This is a genomic window from uncultured Reyranella sp. (assembly GCF_945957355.1).
Lineage (GTDB): Bacteria > Pseudomonadota > Alphaproteobacteria > Reyranellales > Reyranellaceae > Reyranella.
This window is the reverse complement of the sequence record NZ_CAMFKM010000018.1, coordinates 52,156-73,044: the sequence shown is the minus strand read 5'-3', so window position 1 is coordinate 73,044 and position 20,889 is coordinate 52,156. Positions and strand designations below refer to the sequence as shown.

The following is a 20,889-nucleotide window of genomic DNA, read 5'->3' as shown; positions in this document are numbered from 1 at the left end:
ACCCCGACAAGCGTGCCGACTTGGCACGCTTGTTGCCTTCCAAGGGCACTGCTTGGGAGGCATTTCATGATCAATCGTCGTCGTCTGCTGGCCGGCGCCAGCTTCGCTGCCATGGGAACACTGGCCGCGCCGTCCATCCTGCGGGCGCAAGCCGGACAGACGGTCAAGATGGGCGCGCTGCGCCTCGTCCATTCGATGCCGCCGCACTTCTACGAGAAGTTCGCGCCTGCGGGCCTGAAGATCGAGATCATCACCTTCGACAGCCCGACCGACTGCAAGAACGCCGTGGTCACGAAGTCCGTCGACATGGGCACCTTCGGCATCGCCGCCGGCATCCTGGGCGCCGCCGCCGGCGAGCCGGTTGTCGTGGTGGGCGCGATGTCGAACCGGGGCATGGGCGTGATCTCCAAGGCCGGCTCCGACGTGAAGACGATCAAGGACCTCAAGGGCAAGAAGGTCGGCATCTGGCCGGGCTCCACCCAGGAAGTCTTCATCCTCGAGCGCATGCGCATGGAGGGGCTCACCATCAAGGACATCACCTCGGTCCGCGTCCCGTTCGGCGAGATGCCGGCGATGCTCGCGCGCGGCGACATCGACGCCTATGTCGGCGCCGAGCCGGGCCCGGCCCTGTCGATCACGTCCGGCGTCGGTCAACTCGTCGAGTACCCGTACGGCACGGCCATGGGTGGCCTCAACATGATCATCGGCACCAATGAAGAGACGGTTGCCAAGAACCCGGACATGATCCGCACCATGCTGAAGACCCACCGCCAGGCCGTGGAGTTCATGGCGGCCAACAAGCCGGCCGTGGTCGAAATGACGGTGCAGAAGCTCGGCGCCAACCGCGCCGCGGTCGAGCAGGCGCTCGGTGCGGACAACGTCGAATATGTATGGAAGCTCGACGACAAGGTGCAGGGCCAGGCTAGGACCTACGCCCAGCACATGCTCGAGCTGAAGCAGATCCGCGCCCTGCCCAAGTTCGACACCTTCCTCAATCCCAAGTTCTCGAACGAGATCGCCAGCTAGGCGAGGCACGGGCGACGGAGCGCATCATGGCGATCGCCGACACAGGATCGGTTCCGGCGGCGGCTCCGGCCGCCGCCCTCCCGCGCGCGGCGACGCGCTCGACATGGGCACGCTTCAAGCCCACGGTGCTGGCGCTGATCGTGCCCGTGCTCCTGCTCGCCTTCTGGCAGGTGGCCACCACCCAGCAATGGACGCGCCTCATCCCGACGCCCTACGCCGTCGGGGAGTACATGGTCGATTTCGCGGTGGGCGGCATCTACGACGACGCCTACTCAGCGACATTGACCACGCATCTGCTCGCCTCCATGAGCCGCGTCTATGGTGGCTTCGCGCTGGCCGCAATCTTCGCCCTGCCGATCGGCATCCTGATCGGCCGCGTGCCGACCGCGCGCATGCTGCTCGACCCCTTCCTGCAGGTGATGCGGCCAATCCCGGTCACGGCCTGGCTGCCCCTGTCGATGATCCTATTCGGGCTGGGCGCCAAGTCGGCCTTCGCCCTGGTCTGCCTCGGCGCCTTCTACCCGATCCTGCTCAACACGATCTTCGGCGTCCGCTCGGTCGATCCCAAGCTGTTCGAGGCGGCCTCCATGCTAGGCTGCCGCGGCAACGCCCAGTTCTACAAGGTGGTGCTGCCGGCCGCGACGCCGTCCATCTTCACCGGCCTGCGGCTGGGCCTCGGCCTCGCCTGGTTCGTCATCGTCGTCGGCGAGATGACCGGCGTGCCGCAGGGGCTGGGCGCAGTGATCATGGACGGCCGCACCCTGTCGCGCACCGAGCTGGTGATCTGCGGGATGATCGTGATCGGCCTTGCGGGCTACCTCTCCGACCGCGTCGTCGTGGCGCTGGGCAACTACCTCCTGCGCTGGAGTCCCAACCATCATGGCTGAGTCCCCGACACCCATCGTCGAGATCAAGGGCGTCTCCAAGGTTTTCCGGCTGCAGGACCAGACGATCCACGCCCTCTCCGACGCCAACCTCTCGATCAACAAGGGCGAGTTCATCTGCCTGATCGGCGCCTCGGGCTGCGGCAAGTCCACCCTGCTGCGCATCATGGCGGGCTTCGACCAGCCCTCGTCGGGCGAGGCGCTGATGTGGGGCAAGCCGATAGCCGGTCCCGATCCGTCGCGCGGCATGGTCTTCCAGGACTACGCGCTGTTTCCGTGGCTGAGCGTGCGCGCCAACATCGGCTTTGGACCCGCTTCGCGCGGCCTCGGCGGCGCCGAGGTGAAGCAGATCGTCGACAAATTCATCGACCTCGTCGGCCTCGCCAAGTTCGCCAACGCCTATCCCCACCAGCTTTCCGGCGGCATGAAGCAGCGCGTGGCGATCGCCCGGGTGCTGGCCAACGATGCCGAGCTCGTGTTGATGGACGAGCCGTTCGGCGCCCTCGACGCCATGACGCGGGAGCGGCTGCAGGACGAGCTTCTGGACATCTGGGAGCGCACAAAGCTCACGGTCGTGTTCGTGACCCACGCGGTCGAGGAAGCCATCCTGCTGGCCAACCGCGTGGTCGTCATGACGCCGGGCCCCGGCCGCATCGAGAGCGACAATCCGCTCGAGCTGGCGCGCCCGCGCGACGTCGCCAGCCCGGAATTCAATGCGATCCGCCGTGTCCTGAGCACCAAGCTGCACAGCCATCACGGCAAGAAGGCCGCCTGATCCTTCAGAGACGCCGCGGCCTGCGCAGCATCGGCACGATGGTCGGGGAACTGCCGTACTGGATCTCGCCCGTGATCTCGAAACCGTGACGCTGGTAGAGCGGCACATTTCTGGGATTGGACGATTCGAGATAGGCCGGCACGCTATCGCGATCGCAAATGTCGGTGACATGAGCCAGCAGCGCGCCGCCGAGCCCCTTGCCCTGGTGCTTCGGATCGATGCCGATCAATGGCAGGAACCAATGCGGCTCGCTTGGGTGATGGCTTTCCATCTGCCGCATTACCTGCAATCCATCGCTCATGGACTGTGGTGACGCCGTGGCGCGCATCAACTCGCCGAGCGCTGCGCCATCCGGTTCGACACCTGGCGGCAGCCACAGCGCCGTCCCGGCATGGTCGCCGACGATATGGGCGCCACCCCTGGTGAATCCCGCGCCGCCGAACGCCTTCGCGAAGCGCGGAAAGGCATCGAGATAGTCGTGCGCCCTGGGCCAGGTCCAGCGCGTTGCCGGATCAGTGCTGAAGGCCAGCGTCAGTGTGGCGATGGCCGCCGCCTCTTCTGCCAATGTGGCGTTCCGAACGGTCTTCGTCGTCATCCTCGCCTCACGGGATCGCTGCCGGTCCCTTCAACATTGGGACCGGGAGCGATCATAGCAAGCCGCCGCGGTCACTTCCCGCAATAGGCCTCGATCCGGTAGCCGTCGGGGTCGATCACGAAGGCCGCATAATAGGTCGGGCTGTAGTCCGAACGAAGGCCGGGCTTGCCGTTGTCCCTGCCGCCGCTCTCGAGCGCCGCAGCATGGAACGCGTCGACGGCCTTCCGGTCCTTCGCAACGAAGCAGAAGTGCAGGCCGGACTCCATATCGGGCTTCACGGGCTTCGCCGCCTTGCCGATCCACAAGCCGACTTCCTTTTCGCCGTAGCCCAGCGAGGTCTCGCCGTCGCTCAGTCGCGCATAACCGAGCGGCTCCAGCGCGGCGTCGTAGAACCTCCGGGTGCGAGCGATGTCTGCGACGCCGATGGACACATGGTCGAACATGGCAGTTTCCTCCGATATAACCATATAACCGGTCACATGGTTATTCCGGGAGGCTTTCCTTGTCAACCTAACAACCGGTTAGTAAGTCCGGTCGATGAACCGCCCAGACCTCTGCCTCGAGTTCGCCAATACGCGCTACTGGCGCGGACAGGATTCGCCCACGGAGACGCTGAACGCGCCGGCGGATCTGGCGGCCTGGACCAAGGCGCCGAAGGTTCCTGCCCAGAGGGAATTCGAGCGCGCCCTCGAGCTGCGCGAGACGATCCATCGGCTGTTCGATGCCGTGGCCCAGGGGAAGGCGCCTGCCAGTCGTGATTTCGACGGGCTGAACGCGGCCCTCGCCGCCGCGCCCGCGCGCATGGTCCTGAAGCGCGGGAAGGAAGCGTTCGACTGGGAACTCGACATGAGATCGGGCACGGCGCTGGCCCTGCTCGCTCCCGTCCTATGGTCGGCAGGGGACCTGCTGGCGAGCGGCAAGTTGGCCAAGGTCCGGCGCTGCGCCAATCCCGAGTGCCTCTATCTGTTTCTCGACGAGAGCAGGGCCGGCAAGCGCCGCTGGTGCACCATGTCGTCGTGCGGCAACCGCGCCAAGGCCAGGCGGCACTACCACAAGAGCAGGCAGGCATAGAAAAAGGGCCCCTTCGTCGGGGCCCTTGTTACTGTCGCGTGGGCTTCCGCGCCTCAGAAGGCGCTGCCGCCCACCGGCGCATGTGAATGCGCCTTAACGCAGGATGCTCTGCAGCTTCATGGCGACGCCCATGTCGCCTTCGATCTTCAGCTTGCCGGTCATGAAGGCGGTCATGCCGTCGAGCTTGCCGCCGATCAGGTCGGCGAAATCGCTGAAGTCCATCTTGATGGTGCAGTCGGCGGCCGTATCGTCGTTGGTGACGGCCGGCGGGGTCTGGTTGCCGTCGATGTGGACGACGCCCTGATCCGTGGCGAACTTGACGCTGTTTCCGAAGGCCGTCTTCTTGGAAGCGCCTTCCTTCATTTTCTCCGTGATTTCCTGCAAGGTCATGAGCGAATTCCTCCCATCGGCAATGGCCTTGGGGGATTACTTGACCTTTACGTAAACGTCAACTACAGGCCGGTAAACGGTCGTTCAATCGGAGGAAACATGACCTATCGCTCGGTCTTCAAACCGGGGTTGTTTGAGGGCCGGACGGTCGTCGTGACCGGCGGCGGCAGCGGCATCGGGCGGTGCACGGCGCACGAGATCGCGGCGCTCGGGGCCCATGTCGTCATCACCGGCCGCAAACAGGACAAGCTCGACAAGGTGCGAGCCGAAATCGAGGCCGCGGGCGGCAGTTGCGAAACCCATGTCTTCGACATCCGCGAGGAAGCCCAGGTCAAGGACGCCGTGACCGCGATCGTGGCGAAGAACGGACGCATCCACGGCCTGTTCAACAATGCCGGCGGCCAGTTCCCCTCGCCCGCGGCAGCGCTCAGCGCCAAGGGCTTCGACGTCGTCGTGCGCAACAACCTGACGGGCGGCTTCATCGTGAGCCGCGAGGTCTTCACGCAATCGATGCAGAACCACGGCGGCTCGATCGTCAACATGACGGCGGACTACCGCAACGGTTTCCCCAACATGGTGCATACCGGCGCCGCGCGCGCCGGCATGGCGAACCTCACCATGACCTTGGCCTTCGAATGGGCGGCGGCCGGCGTTCGCGTGAACTCGGTGGCGCCGGGCTGGATCGCCTCCTCGGGCATGGACACCTACACTGGCGACTTCAAGGAGCAGATCCCCAAGCTGAAGGGCCACTGCCCGCTGGGCCGTCTCGGCACCGAGAGCGAAGTTTCCGCTGCGGTCTGCTTCCTGCTGAGCGACGCCTCGGCGTACATCACCGGCACGGAGATCCGCATCGATGGCGGCGTGCCACTCGCCAACCGCTCGGTCGAGCTGCCGGCCACCGACCGCTCGAAGCCGTTCGACGGCTTCCATCTGGCCACGACGCCCAAGGTCTTGGGCGGCTGAGGACGACATGCCGATTCTCGAGAGCCAGATCGATCGCAATAGCGACGAGTTCAAGAAAAACTGCGAACGCATGCTCGCCGCGATCGCCGAGTTCCGGGAGGCCGAGGCGAGTGTCCAGGCGGCCTCCGAGAAATCGCGCGAGCGCTTCGCCAAGCGCAAGCAATTGATGCCGCGCGAGCGCATCGCGCTGCTGCTGGATCGCGGCGCGCCCTTCCTAGAGCTGATGCCTCTGGCCGGCTACCGCATGCACGACGACAAGGACGGGTCGAGCGCCGGCGGCGGTTCGGTCGCTGGCATCGGCTATGTCGAGGGCGTACGCTGCGTCGTGACGGCCTCGAACTCTGCCATCAAGGGCGGCACCGTGGCGCCCTCCGGCCAGCGCAAGGGCCAGCGCGTCCAGCAGATCGTCATGGAGAACAAGCTGCCGGTCGTGAACCTGGTCGAGTCCGGTGGCGCCAACCTCCTCTACCAGGCCGAGATCTTCGTGCCCGGCGGCCGCGGCTTCGCCAACCAGGCGCGCATGTCGGCGCGCGGCATCCCGCAGGTCACCGTCGTGCACGGCTCGTCGACCGCGGGGGGCGCTTACCTGCCGGGCCTCTCCGACTACGTCATCATGGTGCGCAACCAGGCCAAGGTCTTCCTCGCCGGCCCGCCGCTCCTGAAGGCCGCGACCGGCGAGATCGCGACCGACGAAGAGCTGGGCGGCGCGGAGATGCACGCCACCGTCTCGGGTGTCGCCGAATGGATGGCCGAGAACGACGCCGACGGCATCCGCATGGCACGCGACGTGATCGCCAAGTGGCACTGGAATGACCGGCTGCCGCCGCGCGCCGAGCGGCCGTTCAAGGAGCCGCGCTATGACATCGAGGAGCTGTGCGGTGTCGTGCCTCCGTCGCACAAGAATCCCTACGATGTGCGCGAGGTGATCGCGCGCGTCGTCGACGGGTCGGACTTCCTCGAATTCAAGGCGCTGTTCGACCAGCAGACGATCTGCGGCTGGGCCGCCATCGAAGGCGAGCCGGTGGCGCTGATCGGCAACAACGGACCGATCACCGCCAAGGGCGCCGTCAAGGCCGCCCAGTTCATCCAGCTCTGCTGCCAGCAGGGCACGCCCATCGTCTATCTGCAGAACACGACCGGCTACATGGTCGGCACCGAAAGCGAGCGCGGCGGCATCGTCAAGCACGGCTCCAAGATGATCCAGGCGGTGGCCAACGCGACGGTGCCGCAGATCACCATCGTGATCGGCGGCAGCTTCGGCGCCGGCAACTACGGCATGTGCGGCCGCGCCTTCGATCCGCGCTTCATATTCGCCTGGCCCAACAGCCGCACCGCCGTGATGGGCGGCGAGCAGGCCGCCGGCGTCATGAAGACCGTGACCGAGCAGAAGTTCCTGCGCGAGGGCAAGGAGCCGCCGCACGAGCAGATCGACCGGATGTTCAAGGGCATCGTCGACCAGTTCGAACGTGAATCCACCGCCCTCTACGGCACCGCACACCTGTGGGACGACGGCATCATCGACCCGCGCGACACCCGGCGAGTCCTCGCGTTCACCCTTTCCATCGCGCGCGAATCAATCGTGCGACCTCTCAATCCCATCACCTTCGGCGTGGCGAGGATGTAACCATGAAGTTCACCCCCGAGCATGAAGCGTTGCGCCAGACCTGGAAGACGTTGATCGATCGCGAGATCAATCCGTACGTCGACCAGTGGGAGAAGGACGGCCAGTTCCCAGCCCATGAGCTGTTCAAGAAGATGGGAGATGCCGGTTTGCTGGGGGTCGACAAGCCCGTCGAATTCGGCGGCTCGGGCCTCGATTTCTCCTACGCCATGGTCTGCGCCGAATCGCTGGGATGGGTGAACGGCGGCTCGATCCCGATGGCTACCGGCGTCCAGATCTCGATGGCGACGCCTGCCCTCGCGCGCTACGGCAGCGACGAGCTGCGCCGTGAATACCTCACGCCCTCGATCACCGGTGAGTACGTTGCCTGTCTCGGTGTCTCGGAAACCGGCGCCGGTTCCGACGTCGCCTCGATCAGGACGACGGCCCGCCGCGTCGGCGGCGACTGGGTGATCAACGGCGGCAAAATGTGGACCACCAACGGCGCCCAGGCCGACTGGATGTGCCTGCTGGCGAGCACGGATGACGGGCCCGCCCACAAGAACAAGTCGCTGATCGTCGTGCCCATGAAGACCAAGGGCATCGAGATCGTGAAGAAGCTCGACAAGCTCGGCATGCGTGCCTCGGACACGGTGCAGACCTTCTTTGACGAGGTGAAGGTGCCGGTTCGCTACACGATCGGCCAGCCGGGCATGGGCTTCACCTATCAGATGCAGCAGTTCCAGGAGGAGCGGCTGTGGGCCGGCGCAGGATCGCTCAACACCTGCGAGCGAATCATCAATGCCACCATCGAGTACACGCGCGAACGCAAGGTCTTCGGCAAGCCGCTGCTCGACAACCAGGTAATCCATTTCCGCCTGGCCGAGCTCAAGAGCGAGGTCGAGGCGCTGCGCTCCATCGTCTATCGCGCCTGCGAGGACTATCTCGCCGGCAAGGACGTCACGATGCTCGCCTCGATGGGCAAACTGAAGGCCGGCCGCCTGCGCCGCGAAGTTTCCGACGCCTGCCTGCAATACTGGGGTGGCGCCGGCTATCTCTGGGACAATCCGGTGGCCCGCGGCTATCGCGACGGCCGCCTCGGCTCGATCGGCGGCGGCGCCGACGAGGTCATGCTGCAGATCATCTCCAAGCTGATGGGCACGCTCCCGCGGCTGGGCAATCGCTAGGAGCCTGCCATGCAGTTCACCCAGGAACATGACGAGATCCGCCGCACCCTGCGGGCGATCATCGAGCGGGACATCAATCCGCATGTCGACCAGTGGGAAGAGGCCGGCATCTTCCCGGCGCACGAGGTCTTCAAGAAGTTGGGGACCGCCGGCCTGCTCGGAATCAACAAGCCGGCAGAGTACGGCGGCATGGGGCTCGATTATTCCTACGCCATGGTGATGGCCGAGGAGCTGGGCCACATCCATTGCGGCTCGGTGCCGATGGCGATCGGCGTTCAGACCGACATGGCGACGCCGGCACTGGCCCGCCATGGCAGCGACGAGTTGCGCCGCGAATTCCTCGCGCCGTCTATCGCGGGCGACTACGTGGCCTGCCTCGGCGTATCCGAGGTCGGCGCCGGCTCCGACGTCGCCTCGATCAAGACGACGGCCCGCAAGGTAGGCGGCGACTGGGTGATCAACGGCGGCAAGATGTGGACGACCAACGGCACCCAGGCCGACTGGATGTGCCTGCTGGCAAGCACCGGCGAAGGGCCGATGCACAAGAACAAGTCGTTGATCTGCCTGCCGATGAAGACCAAGGGCGTGCAGATCGTGAAGCAGCTCGACAAGCTCGGCATGCGCTCCTCCGACACCGCGCAGATCTTCCTCGACGAGGTGAAAGTGCCGGTCCGGAACCTGATCGGCCAGGAGGGCATGGGCTTCGTCTATCAGATGCAGCAGTTCCAGGAGGAGCGGCTGTGGGGCGCGATCAGCGCCGTGGTCGGCATGGAGCGGCTGATCGACCAGACGATCGAGTACACCCGCGAGCGCAAGGTGTTCGGCCGCCCATTGCTCGACAACCAAGTGATCCATTTCAAGCTTGCGGAGCTGCGCACGGAGATCGAACTGGTGCGATCGCTCTGCTATCGCGCCTGCGAGGAGTATCTCGACGGGGCGGACGTCACGATGCTGGCCTCGATGGCAAAGCTGAAGGCCGGCCGCATGGTCCGCCTCGTCACCGACAGTTGCCTGCAATACTGGGGCGGCGCGGGCTATCTCTGGGAATCACCCACCGCCCGCGCCTTCCGGGATTCGCGCCTCGCCTCGATCGGCGGCGGCGCCGACGAGGTGATGCTGCAGATCATCTCCAAGCACATGGGCACGCTGCCCCGTCTCGAAAACCGCTGAGCGCCGGAGTTTCCATGGCCGAGTTTGCCGACAAGTACGAAGCCCTCCTCCTGCGTCGTGAGCGGTCGCGTCTCTACGTGACGCTCAACCGGCCGGAGGTGAAAAACGCGCTCAACCCGACGCTGATCGAGGAACTGAAGTCGGTGTTCGGCATCCTGCGAGACCGGCGCGACATCAAGGTCGTGATCCTGCGCGGTGCGGGCGGTACCTTCTGCGCCGGCGCCGACCTGAAGAACATGGAGCAGAGCTTCACCGACAAGCCCAAGCCCGGCGAGAAGGATCCGATCGCGGTCTGGAACCGGCAGTTCGGCGCCTTCCTCGAAATGCTGAACGGCACGCCGCAGGTGGTCGTGGCCGCAGTCGAGGGTTACGCCATCGCGGGCGGTTTCGGCATCCTCTGCGTGTCCGACGTGGCGATCTGCACCGAGGGCGCGGGCTTCGCGATGACAGAGACGGCCATCGGCATCGTGCCGGCCCAGATCGCGCCGTTCGTCGCCCAGCGCATCGGCGTACCGCAAACGCGGCACCTCGCCCTCACGGCGGCGCGCTTCAAAGGGCCCGAGGCGCTGCGGCTCGGCATCGCGCACTATCTCGTGGCCGATTCCGCTGCCCTCGACGCCAAGCTCGAGGAAGTGCTGAAGCAGATCGACAAGTGCGCGCCCATCGCCAATGCGCTCACCAAGCAGGTGGTGATGAAGGTCGGGACCGAGCCTCTTTCCGCCGTGCTCGACTTCGCCGCCGACAAGTTCGCCGAGGCGCGCCGTGGTCCCGAGGCCTCCGAGGGCTTGCGCGCTTTCGCCGAGAAGCGTCCGCCTCGCTGGGCCGTCGAGTAATGAGCTTCAGCAAGGTCCTGGTCGCCAACCGCGGCGAGATCGCCTGGCGCGTGATGCGCACCGCCAGGGCGATGGGGTATCGCACCGTCGCGGTCTATTCCGACGCCGACAAGGACGCGCCGCACGTCGCCTTCGCCGACGAGGCGGTGCGCATCGGCCTGCCTCCGGTGGGCGAAAGCTATCTCAGCATCGATCGCATCCTGGAAGCAGCACGCGAGAGCAGCGCCGATGCGATCCATCCGGGCTACGGCTTCCTGTCGGAGAACGAGGCGTTTGCGGCGGCCTGCGAGGCCGCCAACATCACCTTCATCGGCCCGCCGCCCGCCGCCATCGCCGCGATGGGCAACAAGGCCGCCGCCAAGCGCCGCATGATCGAGACCGGCGTGCCCTGTGTCCCGGGCTACCAGGGCGCCGACCAGAGCGACGGCAACCTCGAGGCCGAAGCGCGCAGGATCGGCCTGCCGGTCATGGTCAAGGCCGCGGCCGGCGGCGGCGGACGCGGCATGCGCCTCGTGGAACACGAGGGCGACCTGCTGGAAGCGATCCGCACCGCACGCACGGAGGCGGAAAGCGCCTTCGGCTCGGGCGAGCTGATCCTCGAGAAGGCCGTCATCGATGCCCGTCACATCGAGATCCAGGTCTTTGCCGACGCCCACGGCAACGTCATCCATCTCGGCGAGCGCGACTGCTCGGTGCAGCGCCGCCACCAGAAGGTGATCGAGGAAGCCCCCTCGCCCGCCGTCGATGCCTCCTTGCGCGATCGCATGGGCGCCGCGGCCGTCGCCGCCGCCCGCGCCATCGGCTATCGCGGCGCCGGCACGGTCGAATTCCTGCTGGGCGCCGATGGTGCGTTCTACTTCCTGGAGATGAACACCCGCCTGCAGGTCGAGCATCCGGTGACCGAAGCCATCACCGGCCTGGACCTGGTTGAGTGGCAGCTCCGCGTCGCGCGCGGCGAGCATCTGCCGCTGCGCCAGGAGCAGGTGACCTTCGCCGGCCACGCCATCGAGGTGCGTCTGTACGCCGAGGACGCCTATGCGGGGTTCCTGCCGCAGACCGGCCGCATCGACGTGTGGCGGCCAGCGACCGGCCCCGGCGTGCGCATCGACCACGGCATGAAGGACGGGCTCACCATCTCGCCCTACTACGATCCGATGATCGCCAAGGTGATCGCCCACGGCGCCACGCGCGACGAAGCGCGCGGCCGGCTGCTGCGGGCCCTCGCCGAGACGGTCGTGCTGGGACCGACGACCAACCGGCATTTCCTGATCCGCCTGCTCGAGCATCCCGACTTCGCGGCCGGAGAGGCCACGACGTCTTTCCTGGTGAAGCACCAGTTCCCCGCACCCGAAATCGGCGACGCCCACTGGACCGCCGCCGCCAATCTCCTGTGGCAGTCGTCGGCGCAGAAATATCCGCCGTCGATGCGCGGCTGGCGCAATTCCAATCCCGAGCCGACGCCGCTCCGCCTGGCTGCCGGCGGCAAGGAACGCCTGATGCAGGTCCGCGAGGCCGAAGCGCCCCACGTCCCGTTCCACATCGACGGCAACGACATCCTGATCGACCTCGACGCGCTCACCGTACGGTTCACCGACAAGACCTATGCCCCGCCGGAAACGGCGGCGGCCGGCAGCGACGGCAAGCTCCGCGCGCCGATGGACGGCCGCATCGTGTCGATCAAGGTGGCGCCGGGCGAAACGGTCAGCCGCGGCCAGACGCTGATTGTGCTGGAGGCCATGAAGATCCAGCACCAGCTCAAGGCGGGGCTCGATGCCAGAATCGAGGCGATCTCCGTGCAGGAGGGCCAGCAGGTTTCAAACCGGACTGTGCTCGTGATGATGGAGCCCGCCGCGAGTTAGCGCCCTTTCGTCCAACCACACCACCTCACCCTGAGGAGGCCGCACCGCGGCCGTCTCGAAGGGTGAGCAACGGGCGAGGTGCGCGTGCCCATGCTTCGAGACGCGCTCCTGGCGGAGCGCTCCTCAGCATGAGGATGGTGTTTGTGATCGTAATTCCATCGCGCCGCAAAAGACCCTAGGCTCTTCCCAACAAGAGAAGTTCTGGGAGGAATTGCCATGCTGCGTAGAGTTGCTCTCGCATTGCTCGCGGTGGCCGCTGCCGGCCCCGCCTTCGGCCAGGCCTATCCCAACAAGCCGATCAACCTCATCGTGCCGTTCGCGGCCGGCGGTCCGACCGATGTCATGGCGCGCATCGTCGGCGAGCGCATGGCCAAGGAACTCGGCCAGCAGATGGTGATCGACAACGTTACGGGCGCGGCCGGCAGCATCGCCATGGGCAAGCTGGCCCGCTCCACGCCCGACGGCTACACGATCGGCATCGGGCATCTCGGCACCAACGTCGTGAACGGCGCCGTCTATAAGAACCTGAACTACGACCTGATCAACGACCTCGAGCCGATCACGCTGCTGCCGTCCAATCCGCTGCTGGTCGTGACCTCGAACCAGGTGCCGGCCAAGGACCTCAAGGAGCTGGTCGCCTATCTCAAGGCAAACGCCGACAAGATCTCCGGTGGCACGGCGGGCCTGGGTTCGGGCTCGCACATCGGCGCACTCGCCTTCTTCGCCGTGACCGGCACCAACTACCAGCTCGTGCCCTATCGCGGCACCGGTCCCGCCGTCCAGGATCTGATCGCCAACCAGATCCAGGTCATGATCGACCAGTCGTCGAACTCGCTGCCGCACATCCGCGCGGGCAAGCTCAAGGTGTACGCGGTCACCGCCAGGCAGCGCACCGCCGCGGCGCCGGACATCCCGACGACCGCCGAAGCGGGCTTTCCCGGCATCGAGGTCGCGATCTGGCACGGGCTCTGGGCGCCCAAGGGCACCCCGAAGGAGATCATCGACAAGCTCAACGCCGCCGCAGTCAAGGCCCTGCAGGACCCGGAGATCCGCGGCAAGCTCGAGAATCTCGGCCAGGACATCCCGACGCCAGCGCAGATGAAGGCGGATGCGTTCGGCGCCTACCAGAAGGCGGAGTTCGCCAAATGGAAGCCGATCATCGACAAGGCCGGCGTGAAGGTGGAGTGAACCGCCCCCTCAAGACGCGAAGGAAGGAGGCACCGGGCAGGGTGGCAGGAGCTTCTCCAGCACCTTTGCCACGCCCAGAAGCTTCGCCTCGCCCCAGCGTTTGCCGGTAAGTTGAAGGCCGATCGGCAGGCCCTCCTTCGAGAAGCCGCAAGGCAGGACCACGGATGGCTGCCCCGTGAGGTTCGCCAGGAAGTTATAGGCGGTGCCGGCAAAGAAATAGGGATGGCCGGCGCCGTCGACCTTGAGCGGCAGCTTCCGCGACTGCCGGATGAAGGCTGCATCCGGCATCACCGGCATCAGCCAGGCATCGTAGTCGTCGAGGAAGGACTCACAGTGGCGCACAAGGCGATCGCGCCGGTCGAGCACGGCGAAGAATTGCGCCATGCTGAGCCGGGCCGCGCGCGCGACCGACCGCGCCGTCGGATCGGGGGACTCGAGCCTGTCGAAATGCCGCTCGCGTTCGGCGAGCGGCTGCCCATTCATGATCATGTACTGGAACAGGTCCGACCAGTCGTCCCAGCCCTGCTGCCAATCCAGTCCCTCCGGCTCGGCTCGCTTCACCTTTGCGCCCGCCCCGGACAGCAGTTTCGCGGTCGCCTGCACCACCGACGCCATATCGGTCGAAACAGGCACCAGCGGATTGCTGGTCAGGACCGCGATGCGCAGGTCCGCCGCCGCCAGCCTGGGCGTTGGTCCTAGTGGCACCGGTGCGGCCTCGACCTCGTAGCCGTCCGGGCCCGCGATGATGCGCAGCGCCGCGTCGAGATCGTCGACCGAGCGCGCCAGCGGGCCGAACGTGCCCATGTAGCGCGTGCTGCGGGTCTGCCCCGGCAAGTCAGGCACATGCCCGTGTCCCGGCACGCGCCACTCCGTGGGCTTCAGCGAGAAGATGCCGTTGTAGTGAGCTGGATTGCGCACCGAACCGCCGATGTCGCTGCCCAGTTCCAGCGGCGACAGGCGGGCCGCCACCGCCGCGCCACCTCCGCCGGTGGAGCCGCCCGCCGTGCGGCGTTCGTCCCATGGATTGACGGTGGTGCCGAAGATCGGGCTGTCCGTCTGAAAGTCTGCGCACAATTCAGGCACATTGGTCTTTCCCAGGATGACGGCGCCCGCCGCCCGCAACCGCGCGACGAGGCTCGCATCCTGCGTCGCGACATTGTCTTTCAGCGGCGGATGGCTGGAGGTCGTCTTGAGGCCCGCGACGTCGAACGCTTCCTTGATGGTGATCGGCACGCCATGCAGCGGACCGAGGGACTTATTCTGGCTTCGTGCCCTATCAGCCGCCCGTGCGGCCTTCATTGCGCCAGCCTCGTCGACCAGCACCAGAGCGTTGAGCGGTCCGTTCACACGAGCGATCCGATCGAGATGCGCCTTCGTCGCCTCGACCGAGCTCAACCGTCCGTTTCGTATGGCGCGTGCAAGTCGGGTCGCCGTTTCGAAGCACGGATTCATGCATGCCTCCCCTGAGTACCGCGACACTAGCCGCCGCTACCCCGGCCCGGCTATAGAGCCCGAAGATTTCTTGGGGACGCCATGAGCTTGGGTAACAAAACCCTGTTCGTGACCGGCGGAAGCCGCGGTATCGGACTGGCCATTGCACTGCGGGCGGCACGCGACGGCGCCAACATCGCCATTGCCGCGAAGACGGTGACGCCCGACCCGCGCCTGCCCGGCACGATCTTTACCGCCGCCGAGGAGATCGAGAAGGCCGGCGGCAAAGCGCTGCCGCTCGCCTGCGACATCCGCGACGAGCAGAGCGTCGAAAAGGCGGTGGCCGAGACCGTCGCGAAGTTCGGCGGCATCGACATCCTGGTGAACAATGCCAGCGCGATCAGCCTGACCGGCACGCTCGCGACGCCGATGAAGCGCTACGACCTGATGCACCAGATCAATGCGCGCGGCACCTTCATGGTCTCGCAGAAGTGCATCCCGCACCTTCTGAAGGCCGCCAATCCGCACGTGCTGAACCTCTCGCCGCCGCTCGACTTCGACGTGAAGTGGTTTGCCAATCACGCGGCCTATACGCTGGCCAAGTACGGCATGTCGGTCTTCGCCTGGTCCATGGCCGAGGAGTTCCGCGACAAGGGCGTGGCCTTCAACTGCCTGTGGCCGCGCACCGCCATCGCCACCGCGGCGATCCAGAACATCCTGGGCGGCGAAGAAGGCATGAAGCAGTGCCGCAAGCCCGAGATCATGGCCGATGCAGCGCACGCCATCTTCAGCCGCGCGGCGCGCGAATGCACGGGCAACTTCTTCATCGATGACGAGGTCCTGGCGGCCGAGGGCGTCACCGACTTCGAGAAGTACGCCGTCTCGCCCGGCACGCCGCTGATGCCCGACTTCTTCGTGCCCGCCCCCGGGGCGCGCACCGTCGTCGGAAAGGCCTAGCCGTGGCGACGTTCCTGCTGGTCCATGGCGCCTGCACCGGCGGCTGGTGCTGGGAGAAGGTCGTGCCTCTGCTGGAAGCTGCGGGCCACAAGGTCTGCGCGCCCGACCTGCCGGGTCTCGGCAACGACCAGACACCGCCCGCCAACGTCACCCTCGCCGACAACGTCGAGAAACTGGCCCGCCTGCTCGACAAGATGGAGGAGCAGGTCATCCTGGTCGGGCATTCGTTGGGCGGCGTCACGATCAGCCAGCTCGCCGAGGCGCGGCGGCGCAAGATCAAGGCACTGGTCTATCTCTGCGCGCTGTTGCCCACTTCAGGCAAGAGCGGCAGGGACATGACCTCGCTGGAACCGGATGCCATGTTCCGGCTGTCGCGGCAGGTCAGCCCCGACGGCAAGACCTACACGTTTGCGCGCGACAAGCTGCCGAGCCTGTTCTATGCCGACGTCTCGCCGGAGGACCGCTACAAGGCGATGCAGCGCCTGCGCCCGCAGCCGCTCGCCATTTCGACGACGCCCGTGACCTTGACCGAGGAGCGTTTCGGATCGGTCCCGCGCTGGTACATCGAATGTACGCTCGACCACGCCATCCGCATCAATCTGCAGCGCACGATGGTGAAGTCAACGCCCTGCAAGGTGCTTCGCCTGGAATGCGGCCACTCGCCGTTCTTCAGCAATCCCGAGGAGCTGGTCGATCACCTCGAGGCGATTGCGGCGGCGCGCTCAGATGCGCCGGCGGGCGGTAGCGCCTTCTGAGGCGCGGGGGCCCGCACGGTTCCAGTTACGCACCTAATCGAAGAATGCGAACGCCCGCGCCTCGATGCTCTGCCGCGGCCTCGGGTTGGCCGGCGATGTCGGATCCTCGAAGGCGGAATGTAGCGAGAAGCGCGCACGACCGTCCCTCAGCGAGTCGTAGCACTTGATCAGGATCGCCTCGTCCCGGGTCATCTTCGGGAAATAGAACCAGCGGTGATCGGCGTTGTAGACGCCCTGGTAGATTTCACCGACGCGGTCGGCATAGACGAGATCGCAGACAGCGAGGTCGCGCGGAGCCAGGCTCTCCGAATCGACGAGGCCCAGCGGCGTCATCTCGACGGGCTCGTGCGCGATGTTGCGCCAGACATTGATTTCGGCGAAGCGCCTCTCGAGGCGCTGTTCCGCCTCCTCGGGCGGCAGGAGGTCGCGTACCCTCTGCGGGCCCGACTTCTCCGTGTAGTCGCAATGGACACTGCGCACTGGCGTCCGCAACCCGCGCTCGACAGCGCGGTCGGCCGTGCGCACCGTATGGTCGAACACGACGACCTTGGACGCGCCTGTCTCGCGCTTGATCAGCGCCTCGACTTCGGCGTGGTACTTCGTGCGCACCTCCTCCTCGTCGTAGAAATCGCGCACGTCGGTATCGTGATGAGTCAGGATGAAGGCCTGCCGATCGAGCGAGAGATCGCGCGCGATCGGACGGGCATCGTGGATGCGGACCGTGAAGTCCCGATAGTTGCCGTCGCGCCGCGGCAGGCCCGTACCGTGGGGCGGGTTGTAGGTCACCGGCTTGATGCTGAGATCGGCCAAGTAGTTCACCGGCGCATCCACCCAGCCGGCAAGTGGCAGTTGCGGAGCGGCGGATTCGGCAATTCGAACGTCGACCATGGATTCACCCGTGACTAGCGTTTGCTCCCCTTAGGTCGTGTGGCTTTAGCCGCTCGCCACCGCTCGGGCTCACGAGAAGAATTCATGGGGTCATGTCGGTTCAGGCCGCGAGTTCGAGAATCTCCATCACCTGCTCCGGTCCCTTGATGGGGCGCGGATTGTTCAGCACCGCACGATCGTGCATCGACTTCTCGGCGATCTCACGGAAGCGATCCCGGCCGACGCCCACTTCCGAGAGGCGTCCCGGCAGACCGAGCGACTTCACCAGCCCCTCGACGAGGTCACCCGCCGCGGCCTCGGGCTTGCCGAACGCCTCGCCCACCCGCTTCTGGCGCTCCGCATTGGCCGCCAGGTTCCAGCGCAACACCGACGGCAGCATCACGCAGGAGGTATGGCCGTGCGGCACATGGCAGGCGGCGCCCAACACGTGGCCGATTCCATGGCTCGCGCCCACGCCGACGCCCGACGTGCCGGCGCCGATCGCCAGCCACATGCCGAACTGGAGATCCAGCCGTGTCGCCATGTCTTCGGGGTTGGCCTTGTGCGCCGGCAGCGCACGCGCGAGCAGCTTCAGCGCCTCGGTGGCGGTGCCCAGCACGAAAGGATGGGCCTGCTGCGAGCACAGCCGCTCAACCGCATGGTCGACCGCCTTCAGGCCGGTCGAGAGCATCAGGTCCATCGGCGTCGCCAGGGTGGCGGCGGGATCTAGCACGATGACCCGCGGCACGATCAACCGATGGCCGAAGCTTTCCTTGATACCCTTGCGCGGATCGGAGATGCCAGCGAAAGCGTTGAACTCGGCGGCCGACAGGGTCGTCGGCACGGCGATCATGCGGATCGCGTCGGCCGGCGGCCGGATGGCCTCGGATGGGGGCGCGGCACCTTCCTTGGGCTTGCCAGCCCGGTAGGCATCGAGCTCGTCGACCGTGGTTACGTCCTGCCACAGCGCGATCAGGATCGTCTTGGTGGCGTCGATCACCGAGCCGCCACCCACCGCCACGATCAGATCTGCGCCGGCCGCGCGCGCCATCGCGGCCCCCTCGACCACGCAGGGCCGAGGCGAGTGCGCCGTGATGCCAGCGTAGGTCCCCGCGTGTAGCTCACCCAGTCCGTCGATCACCGACGCCAGCAGCGCGCTCTGCGCCACCGACTTCGAGGTGGTGATGAACACCTTCTTCGCCCCCAGCCGCTCGGCCTCGGTGCGCAGCGCGGCGCCCGCCGGCCTGCCGTAAACGACCCGCTCGATGTCCTGGTGTCCGTGGATCCCGCTGAGCATTTCGCTCGCTCCCCTAACTCAAGTGCCGGCGGAACAGCGCCAGCATGCGTTCGTAGTGCTTCTCGCGGGCAGTCTCGTGCAGGTTGCCACGGTCGGAGAAAGCGTAGCCGTGATGCGCGCCCGCCTCAGTCTCGACTCGCGAGGGAAACGGCGCGGCGGCCAGCAGCCGCTCGAATTTTGCGACGTCAGACAGCGGCACGTAGGTGTCATGCTCGGCGAAGGCGTAGTAGCCTTCGGCGACGATGTCGCCCAGCATCAGGTGCGGCGAGTCGGGCTTTTCGGTGATCAGGCGCGTTCCGTAGTAGGACGCGAAACAGCCGATGCGATCGGGATGCGCTGCGGCCGCCGCCGTGACGAAGGCACCGCTCATACAGTAGCCGACCAGGCCCACCTTGCCTGGTTTTGCATCGGGCAGGGTTGGCAGCACGTCGAGCACCGCGCCGGTGTCGGCCGCGACCTTGGCGTTGGAGATCGACTCCAGCAGGCCGAACATGCGCTTCAGGTTGGCTTCGGCATCGGGATGGTTGCGGGTCGGGCCGCAGACGAATTCGCGCGTGGAGCGATAGTAGAGGTTGGGCAGCAGCACGTAGTAGCCGGACTGCGAAATTCGCCGGCAGATCTCCCGAAGGCCCTCGCGCACGCCGGGGGCGTCCATCAGCATGATGACGACGGGTAGCGGCCCGCCATCGTCGGGCCGTACCGTGTAGGTGTTCATGGCGCCATCTTGCGTGGCGATATCCAGCTCGCGTTCGATCATGCCCGGACGGTACCGGGCTCCAGTCCCATGGTCTATAACCGCGCCTCTTGTCTCAATCCGAGGAGTGGAACGAAATGCCGGTGGCAAGCGGGGGCGCGCTCGAGGGCCTGAAAGTGATCGACCTGTCGCGCGTGCTGGGAGGCCCCTATTGCGGCCAGATGCTGGCCGACCACGGCGCCGACGTGATCAAGATCGAGCCGCCGCAGGGCGACGAGACCCGCACCTGGGGCCCTCCGTTCGACGCTGAGGGCATCTCGGCCTACTTCGCCGGCATCAACCGCAACAAGCGCACGATAGCCCTCGACCTCTCCAAGCCGGAGGGCCGCGAGGTCCTGCTGAAGCTGCTCGAAATTGCCGACGTGCTGATCGACAACTTCAAGACCGGTACGATGGAGAAGTGGGGCATCGGCTACCACGACGTGCTGGCGGCTAGGTTTCCGCGGCTGGTCCATGCCCGCGTCTCGGGCTTCGGTGCCGACGGACCGCTGGGCGGCTTCCCGGGCTACGACGCCATGGTGCAGGCCTCGGCCGGACTGGTCTCCGTCAACGGCTCGCCCGAGGGCGGCCAGGTGCGCATCGGCGTGCCGGTGGTCGATCTCTCGACCGGCATGAACGCCACGATCGGCATCCTGATGGCGCTCTACGAGCGCAACCGTTCCGGCAAGGGCCAGTTCGTCGACGCGACGCTCTACGACAGCGCCATTGCGCTGCATCAGCCGCATGCGCCGAACTATTTCATGGCGGGCCTCAAGCCCAAGCTGGTCGGCAACAGCCATGCGAGCCTGGTGCCCTATTCCAACTTCCCGACCAAGACCCGCAACATCGTGGTCGGTGCCGGCAATGACGGGCAGTTCCGCAAGCTGACGCAGATGTTGGGCAAACCGGAACTGGCCGACGATCCGCGCTTCAGGACCAACAAGGATCGCGTCGCCCATCGGGCCGAGCTCGAGACCGAGCTGCGCGCGCTGTTGAAGGACCGCGACGCCAACGAGTTCTCGCAGGAGCTCATGAAAGGTGGAGTGCCGTCGGCCGCCGTGCTGGAAGTGTCCGACGTGATGGAGGCGCCGCACACCAGGCATCGCGGCATGGTGTGGGAGAAGGATGGCTGGCGGAACGTCGGCAACCCCGTGAAGCTCTCGCGAACCCCGCCCAAGGTGCGCACCAAGCCGAAGAAGTTCGGCACAGACACGCGCGCCGTCCTGCAGGAAGCCGGTTATTCCGCCGCCGAGATCGACAAGCTCGTCGCCGCCGGCGTCGCCTTCACCGAGACCAGGAAGTAGGAGC

21 protein-coding genes are annotated in these 20,889 nt (G+C 66.3%); 14 read left to right on the top strand and 7 right to left on the bottom strand.

The window, feature by feature from the left end:
• The first annotated feature begins 66 nt into the window (after positions 1-66).
• Genes Q0Q48_RS23860 through Q0Q48_RS23850 form a run of 3 tightly spaced genes read left to right on the top strand, consistent with a single transcriptional unit; the run spans position 67 to position 2,685 of the window.
• Positions 67-1,026: an ABC transporter substrate-binding protein gene (locus tag Q0Q48_RS23860; RefSeq protein ID WP_295143686.1), complete on the top strand. Its 960-nt coding sequence runs from the start codon at positions 67-69 to the stop codon at positions 1,024-1,026.
• Between the two features lie 26 nt (positions 1,027-1,052).
• Positions 1,053-1,913: an ABC transporter permease gene (locus Q0Q48_RS23855; protein ID WP_295143683.1), complete on the top strand. Its 861-nt coding sequence runs from the start codon at positions 1,053-1,055 to the stop codon at positions 1,911-1,913.
• The gene (locus Q0Q48_RS23850) at positions 1,906-2,685 is read left to right on the top strand and encodes an ABC transporter ATP-binding protein (protein ID WP_295143680.1); all 780 of its coding nucleotides are present in this window, start codon (positions 1,906-1,908) and stop codon (positions 2,683-2,685) included. The genes Q0Q48_RS23855 and Q0Q48_RS23850 overlap by 8 nt, the downstream gene beginning before the upstream one ends.
• Before the next feature lie 4 nt (positions 2,686-2,689).
• Here Q0Q48_RS23850 and Q0Q48_RS23845 read toward each other — a convergent pair whose 3' ends face one another.
• Together Q0Q48_RS23845 and Q0Q48_RS23840 are read right to left on the bottom strand one after the other, a co-directional pair.
• A complete protein-coding gene (locus Q0Q48_RS23845; protein ID WP_295143677.1) occupies positions 2,690-3,280 on the bottom strand; it encodes an N-acetyltransferase in 591 nt (196 codons plus the stop codon).
• Positions 3,281-3,351: 71 nt separating this feature from the next.
• Complete coding sequence (locus Q0Q48_RS23840; protein WP_295143674.1) at positions 3,352-3,723, bottom strand: VOC family protein; 372 nt, start codon at positions 3,721-3,723, stop codon at positions 3,352-3,354.
• 94 nt (positions 3,724-3,817) lie between these two features.
• Between Q0Q48_RS23840 and Q0Q48_RS23835 the strand changes: the two genes are divergently transcribed.
• Complete coding sequence (locus Q0Q48_RS23835) at positions 3,818-4,351, top strand: ABATE domain-containing protein (RefSeq protein ID WP_295143671.1); 534 nt, start codon at positions 3,818-3,820, stop codon at positions 4,349-4,351.
• 93 nt (positions 4,352-4,444) lie between these two features.
• Here the strand turns inward: Q0Q48_RS23835 and Q0Q48_RS23830 are convergent, their stop codons facing one another.
• Positions 4,445-4,741, bottom strand: a complete 297-nt coding sequence (locus Q0Q48_RS23830) for an SCP2 sterol-binding domain-containing protein (protein WP_295143668.1) — start codon at positions 4,739-4,741, stop codon at positions 4,445-4,447.
• 99 nt (positions 4,742-4,840) lie between these two features.
• Here Q0Q48_RS23830 and Q0Q48_RS23825 point away from each other — a divergent pair, with 99 nt between their 5' ends.
• The 7 genes from Q0Q48_RS23825 (at position 4,841) to Q0Q48_RS23795 (ending at position 13,541) form a co-directional block, all read left to right on the top strand.
• Positions 4,841-5,704 (top strand): SDR family oxidoreductase, encoded by an 864-nt coding sequence (locus Q0Q48_RS23825; protein WP_295143666.1) that lies wholly within the window; start codon positions 4,841-4,843, stop codon positions 5,702-5,704.
• 7 nt (positions 5,705-5,711) lie between these two features.
• On the top strand, positions 5,712-7,328 hold the full coding sequence (locus Q0Q48_RS23820) for a carboxyl transferase domain-containing protein (protein WP_295143663.1): 1,617 nt from the start codon (positions 5,712-5,714) through the stop codon (positions 7,326-7,328).
• 2 nt (positions 7,329-7,330) lie between these two features.
• The gene (locus Q0Q48_RS23815) at positions 7,331-8,491 is read left to right on the top strand and encodes an acyl-CoA dehydrogenase family protein (protein ID WP_295143660.1); all 1,161 of its coding nucleotides are present in this window, start codon (positions 7,331-7,333) and stop codon (positions 8,489-8,491) included.
• Positions 8,492-8,500: 9 nt separating this feature from the next.
• Positions 8,501-9,661, top strand: coding sequence for an acyl-CoA dehydrogenase family protein (locus tag Q0Q48_RS23810; RefSeq protein WP_295143657.1), 1,161 nt, complete (start codon positions 8,501-8,503; stop codon positions 9,659-9,661).
• Between the two features lie 14 nt (positions 9,662-9,675).
• Positions 9,676-10,494 carry an enoyl-CoA hydratase-related protein gene (locus tag Q0Q48_RS23805; protein WP_295143654.1) on the top strand — a complete coding sequence of 273 codons (819 nt, stop codon included), beginning with the start codon at positions 9,676-9,678 and terminating at the stop codon, positions 10,492-10,494.
• Positions 10,494-12,353: an acetyl-CoA carboxylase biotin carboxylase subunit gene (locus Q0Q48_RS23800; RefSeq protein WP_295143652.1), complete on the top strand. Its 1,860-nt coding sequence runs from the start codon at positions 10,494-10,496 to the stop codon at positions 12,351-12,353. Before Q0Q48_RS23805 ends, Q0Q48_RS23800 begins: the two co-directional genes overlap by 1 nt.
• A gap of 216 nt (positions 12,354-12,569) precedes the next feature.
• Positions 12,570-13,541, top strand: coding sequence for a tripartite tricarboxylate transporter substrate-binding protein (locus tag Q0Q48_RS23795; RefSeq protein ID WP_295143650.1), 972 nt, complete (start codon positions 12,570-12,572; stop codon positions 13,539-13,541).
• 9 nt (positions 13,542-13,550) lie between these two features.
• On the opposite strand, the gene Q0Q48_RS23790 is transcribed toward Q0Q48_RS23795, so the two are convergent.
• Positions 13,551-14,993, bottom strand: a complete 1,443-nt coding sequence (locus Q0Q48_RS23790; RefSeq protein ID WP_295143647.1) for an amidase — start codon at positions 14,991-14,993, stop codon at positions 13,551-13,553.
• An 81-nt stretch (positions 14,994-15,074) separates the two neighbouring features.
• Here Q0Q48_RS23790 and Q0Q48_RS23785 point away from each other — a divergent pair, with 81 nt between their 5' ends.
• Both Q0Q48_RS23785 and Q0Q48_RS23780 read left to right on the top strand, forming a co-directional pair.
• Positions 15,075-15,929, top strand: coding sequence for an NAD(P)-dependent oxidoreductase (locus Q0Q48_RS23785; protein WP_295143644.1), 855 nt, complete (start codon positions 15,075-15,077; stop codon positions 15,927-15,929).
• Positions 15,930-15,931: 2 nt separating this feature from the next.
• The gene (locus Q0Q48_RS23780) at positions 15,932-16,684 is read left to right on the top strand and encodes an alpha/beta fold hydrolase (protein WP_295143642.1); all 753 of its coding nucleotides are present in this window, start codon (positions 15,932-15,934) and stop codon (positions 16,682-16,684) included.
• Positions 16,685-16,717: 33 nt separating this feature from the next.
• On the opposite strand, the gene Q0Q48_RS23775 is transcribed toward Q0Q48_RS23780, so the two are convergent.
• The 3 genes from Q0Q48_RS23775 to Q0Q48_RS23765 form a co-directional block, all read right to left on the bottom strand.
• On the bottom strand, positions 16,718-17,572 hold the full coding sequence (locus Q0Q48_RS23775) for a CmcJ/NvfI family oxidoreductase (RefSeq protein ID WP_295143639.1): 855 nt from the start codon (positions 17,570-17,572) through the stop codon (positions 16,718-16,720).
• A 100-nt stretch (positions 17,573-17,672) separates the two neighbouring features.
• Positions 17,673-18,848, bottom strand: coding sequence for an iron-containing alcohol dehydrogenase (locus tag Q0Q48_RS23770; protein ID WP_295143635.1), 1,176 nt, complete (start codon positions 18,846-18,848; stop codon positions 17,673-17,675).
• 13 nt (positions 18,849-18,861) lie between these two features.
• Positions 18,862-19,605, bottom strand: coding sequence for a dienelactone hydrolase family protein (locus tag Q0Q48_RS23765; protein ID WP_295143633.1), 744 nt, complete (start codon positions 19,603-19,605; stop codon positions 18,862-18,864).
• A 74-nt stretch (positions 19,606-19,679) separates the two neighbouring features.
• Here Q0Q48_RS23765 and Q0Q48_RS23760 point away from each other — a divergent pair, with 74 nt between their 5' ends.
• Positions 19,680-20,885 (top strand): CaiB/BaiF CoA-transferase family protein, encoded by a 1,206-nt coding sequence (locus Q0Q48_RS23760; RefSeq protein WP_295143630.1) that lies wholly within the window; start codon positions 19,680-19,682, stop codon positions 20,883-20,885.
• Positions 20,886-20,889 lie beyond the last annotated feature (4 nt).

Excerpts from the sequence above, each read along its gene's own strand:
- Q0Q48_RS23860 (WP_295143686.1), top strand. The coding sequence starts at position 67 with ATGATCAATCGTCGTCGTCTGCTGGCCGGCGCCAGCTTCGCTGCCATG.
- Q0Q48_RS23855 (WP_295143683.1), top strand. The coding sequence starts at position 1,053 with ATGGCGATCGCCGACACAGGATCGGTTCCGGCGGCGGCTCCGGCCGCC.
- Q0Q48_RS23850 (WP_295143680.1), top strand. The coding sequence starts at position 1,906 with ATGGCTGAGTCCCCGACACCCATCGTCGAGATCAAGGGCGTCTCCAAG.
- Q0Q48_RS23845 (WP_295143677.1), bottom strand. The coding sequence starts at position 3,280 with ATGACGACGAAGACCGTTCGGAACGCCACATTGGCAGAAGAGGCGGCG.
- Q0Q48_RS23840 (WP_295143674.1), bottom strand. The coding sequence starts at position 3,723 with ATGTTCGACCATGTGTCCATCGGCGTCGCAGACATCGCTCGCACCCGG.
- Q0Q48_RS23835 (WP_295143671.1), top strand. The coding sequence starts at position 3,818 with ATGAACCGCCCAGACCTCTGCCTCGAGTTCGCCAATACGCGCTACTGG.
- Q0Q48_RS23830 (WP_295143668.1), bottom strand. The coding sequence starts at position 4,741 with ATGACCTTGCAGGAAATCACGGAGAAAATGAAGGAAGGCGCTTCCAAG.
- Q0Q48_RS23825 (WP_295143666.1), top strand. The coding sequence starts at position 4,841 with ATGACCTATCGCTCGGTCTTCAAACCGGGGTTGTTTGAGGGCCGGACG.
- Q0Q48_RS23820 (WP_295143663.1), top strand. The coding sequence starts at position 5,712 with ATGCCGATTCTCGAGAGCCAGATCGATCGCAATAGCGACGAGTTCAAG.
- Q0Q48_RS23815 (WP_295143660.1), top strand. The coding sequence starts at position 7,331 with ATGAAGTTCACCCCCGAGCATGAAGCGTTGCGCCAGACCTGGAAGACG.
- Q0Q48_RS23810 (WP_295143657.1), top strand. The coding sequence starts at position 8,501 with ATGCAGTTCACCCAGGAACATGACGAGATCCGCCGCACCCTGCGGGCG.
- Q0Q48_RS23805 (WP_295143654.1), top strand. The coding sequence starts at position 9,676 with ATGGCCGAGTTTGCCGACAAGTACGAAGCCCTCCTCCTGCGTCGTGAG.
- Q0Q48_RS23800 (WP_295143652.1), top strand. The coding sequence starts at position 10,494 with ATGAGCTTCAGCAAGGTCCTGGTCGCCAACCGCGGCGAGATCGCCTGG.
- Q0Q48_RS23795 (WP_295143650.1), top strand. The coding sequence starts at position 12,570 with ATGCTGCGTAGAGTTGCTCTCGCATTGCTCGCGGTGGCCGCTGCCGGC.
- Q0Q48_RS23790 (WP_295143647.1), bottom strand. The coding sequence starts at position 14,993 with ATGAATCCGTGCTTCGAAACGGCGACCCGACTTGCACGCGCCATACGA.
- Q0Q48_RS23785 (WP_295143644.1), top strand. The coding sequence starts at position 15,075 with ATGAGCTTGGGTAACAAAACCCTGTTCGTGACCGGCGGAAGCCGCGGT.
- Q0Q48_RS23775 (WP_295143639.1), bottom strand. The coding sequence starts at position 17,572 with ATGGTCGACGTTCGAATTGCCGAATCCGCCGCTCCGCAACTGCCACTT.
- Q0Q48_RS23770 (WP_295143635.1), bottom strand. The coding sequence starts at position 18,848 with ATGCTCAGCGGGATCCACGGACACCAGGACATCGAGCGGGTCGTTTAC.
- Q0Q48_RS23765 (WP_295143633.1), bottom strand. The coding sequence starts at position 19,605 with ATGATCGAACGCGAGCTGGATATCGCCACGCAAGATGGCGCCATGAAC.
- Q0Q48_RS23760 (WP_295143630.1), top strand. The coding sequence starts at position 19,680 with ATGCCGGTGGCAAGCGGGGGCGCGCTCGAGGGCCTGAAAGTGATCGAC.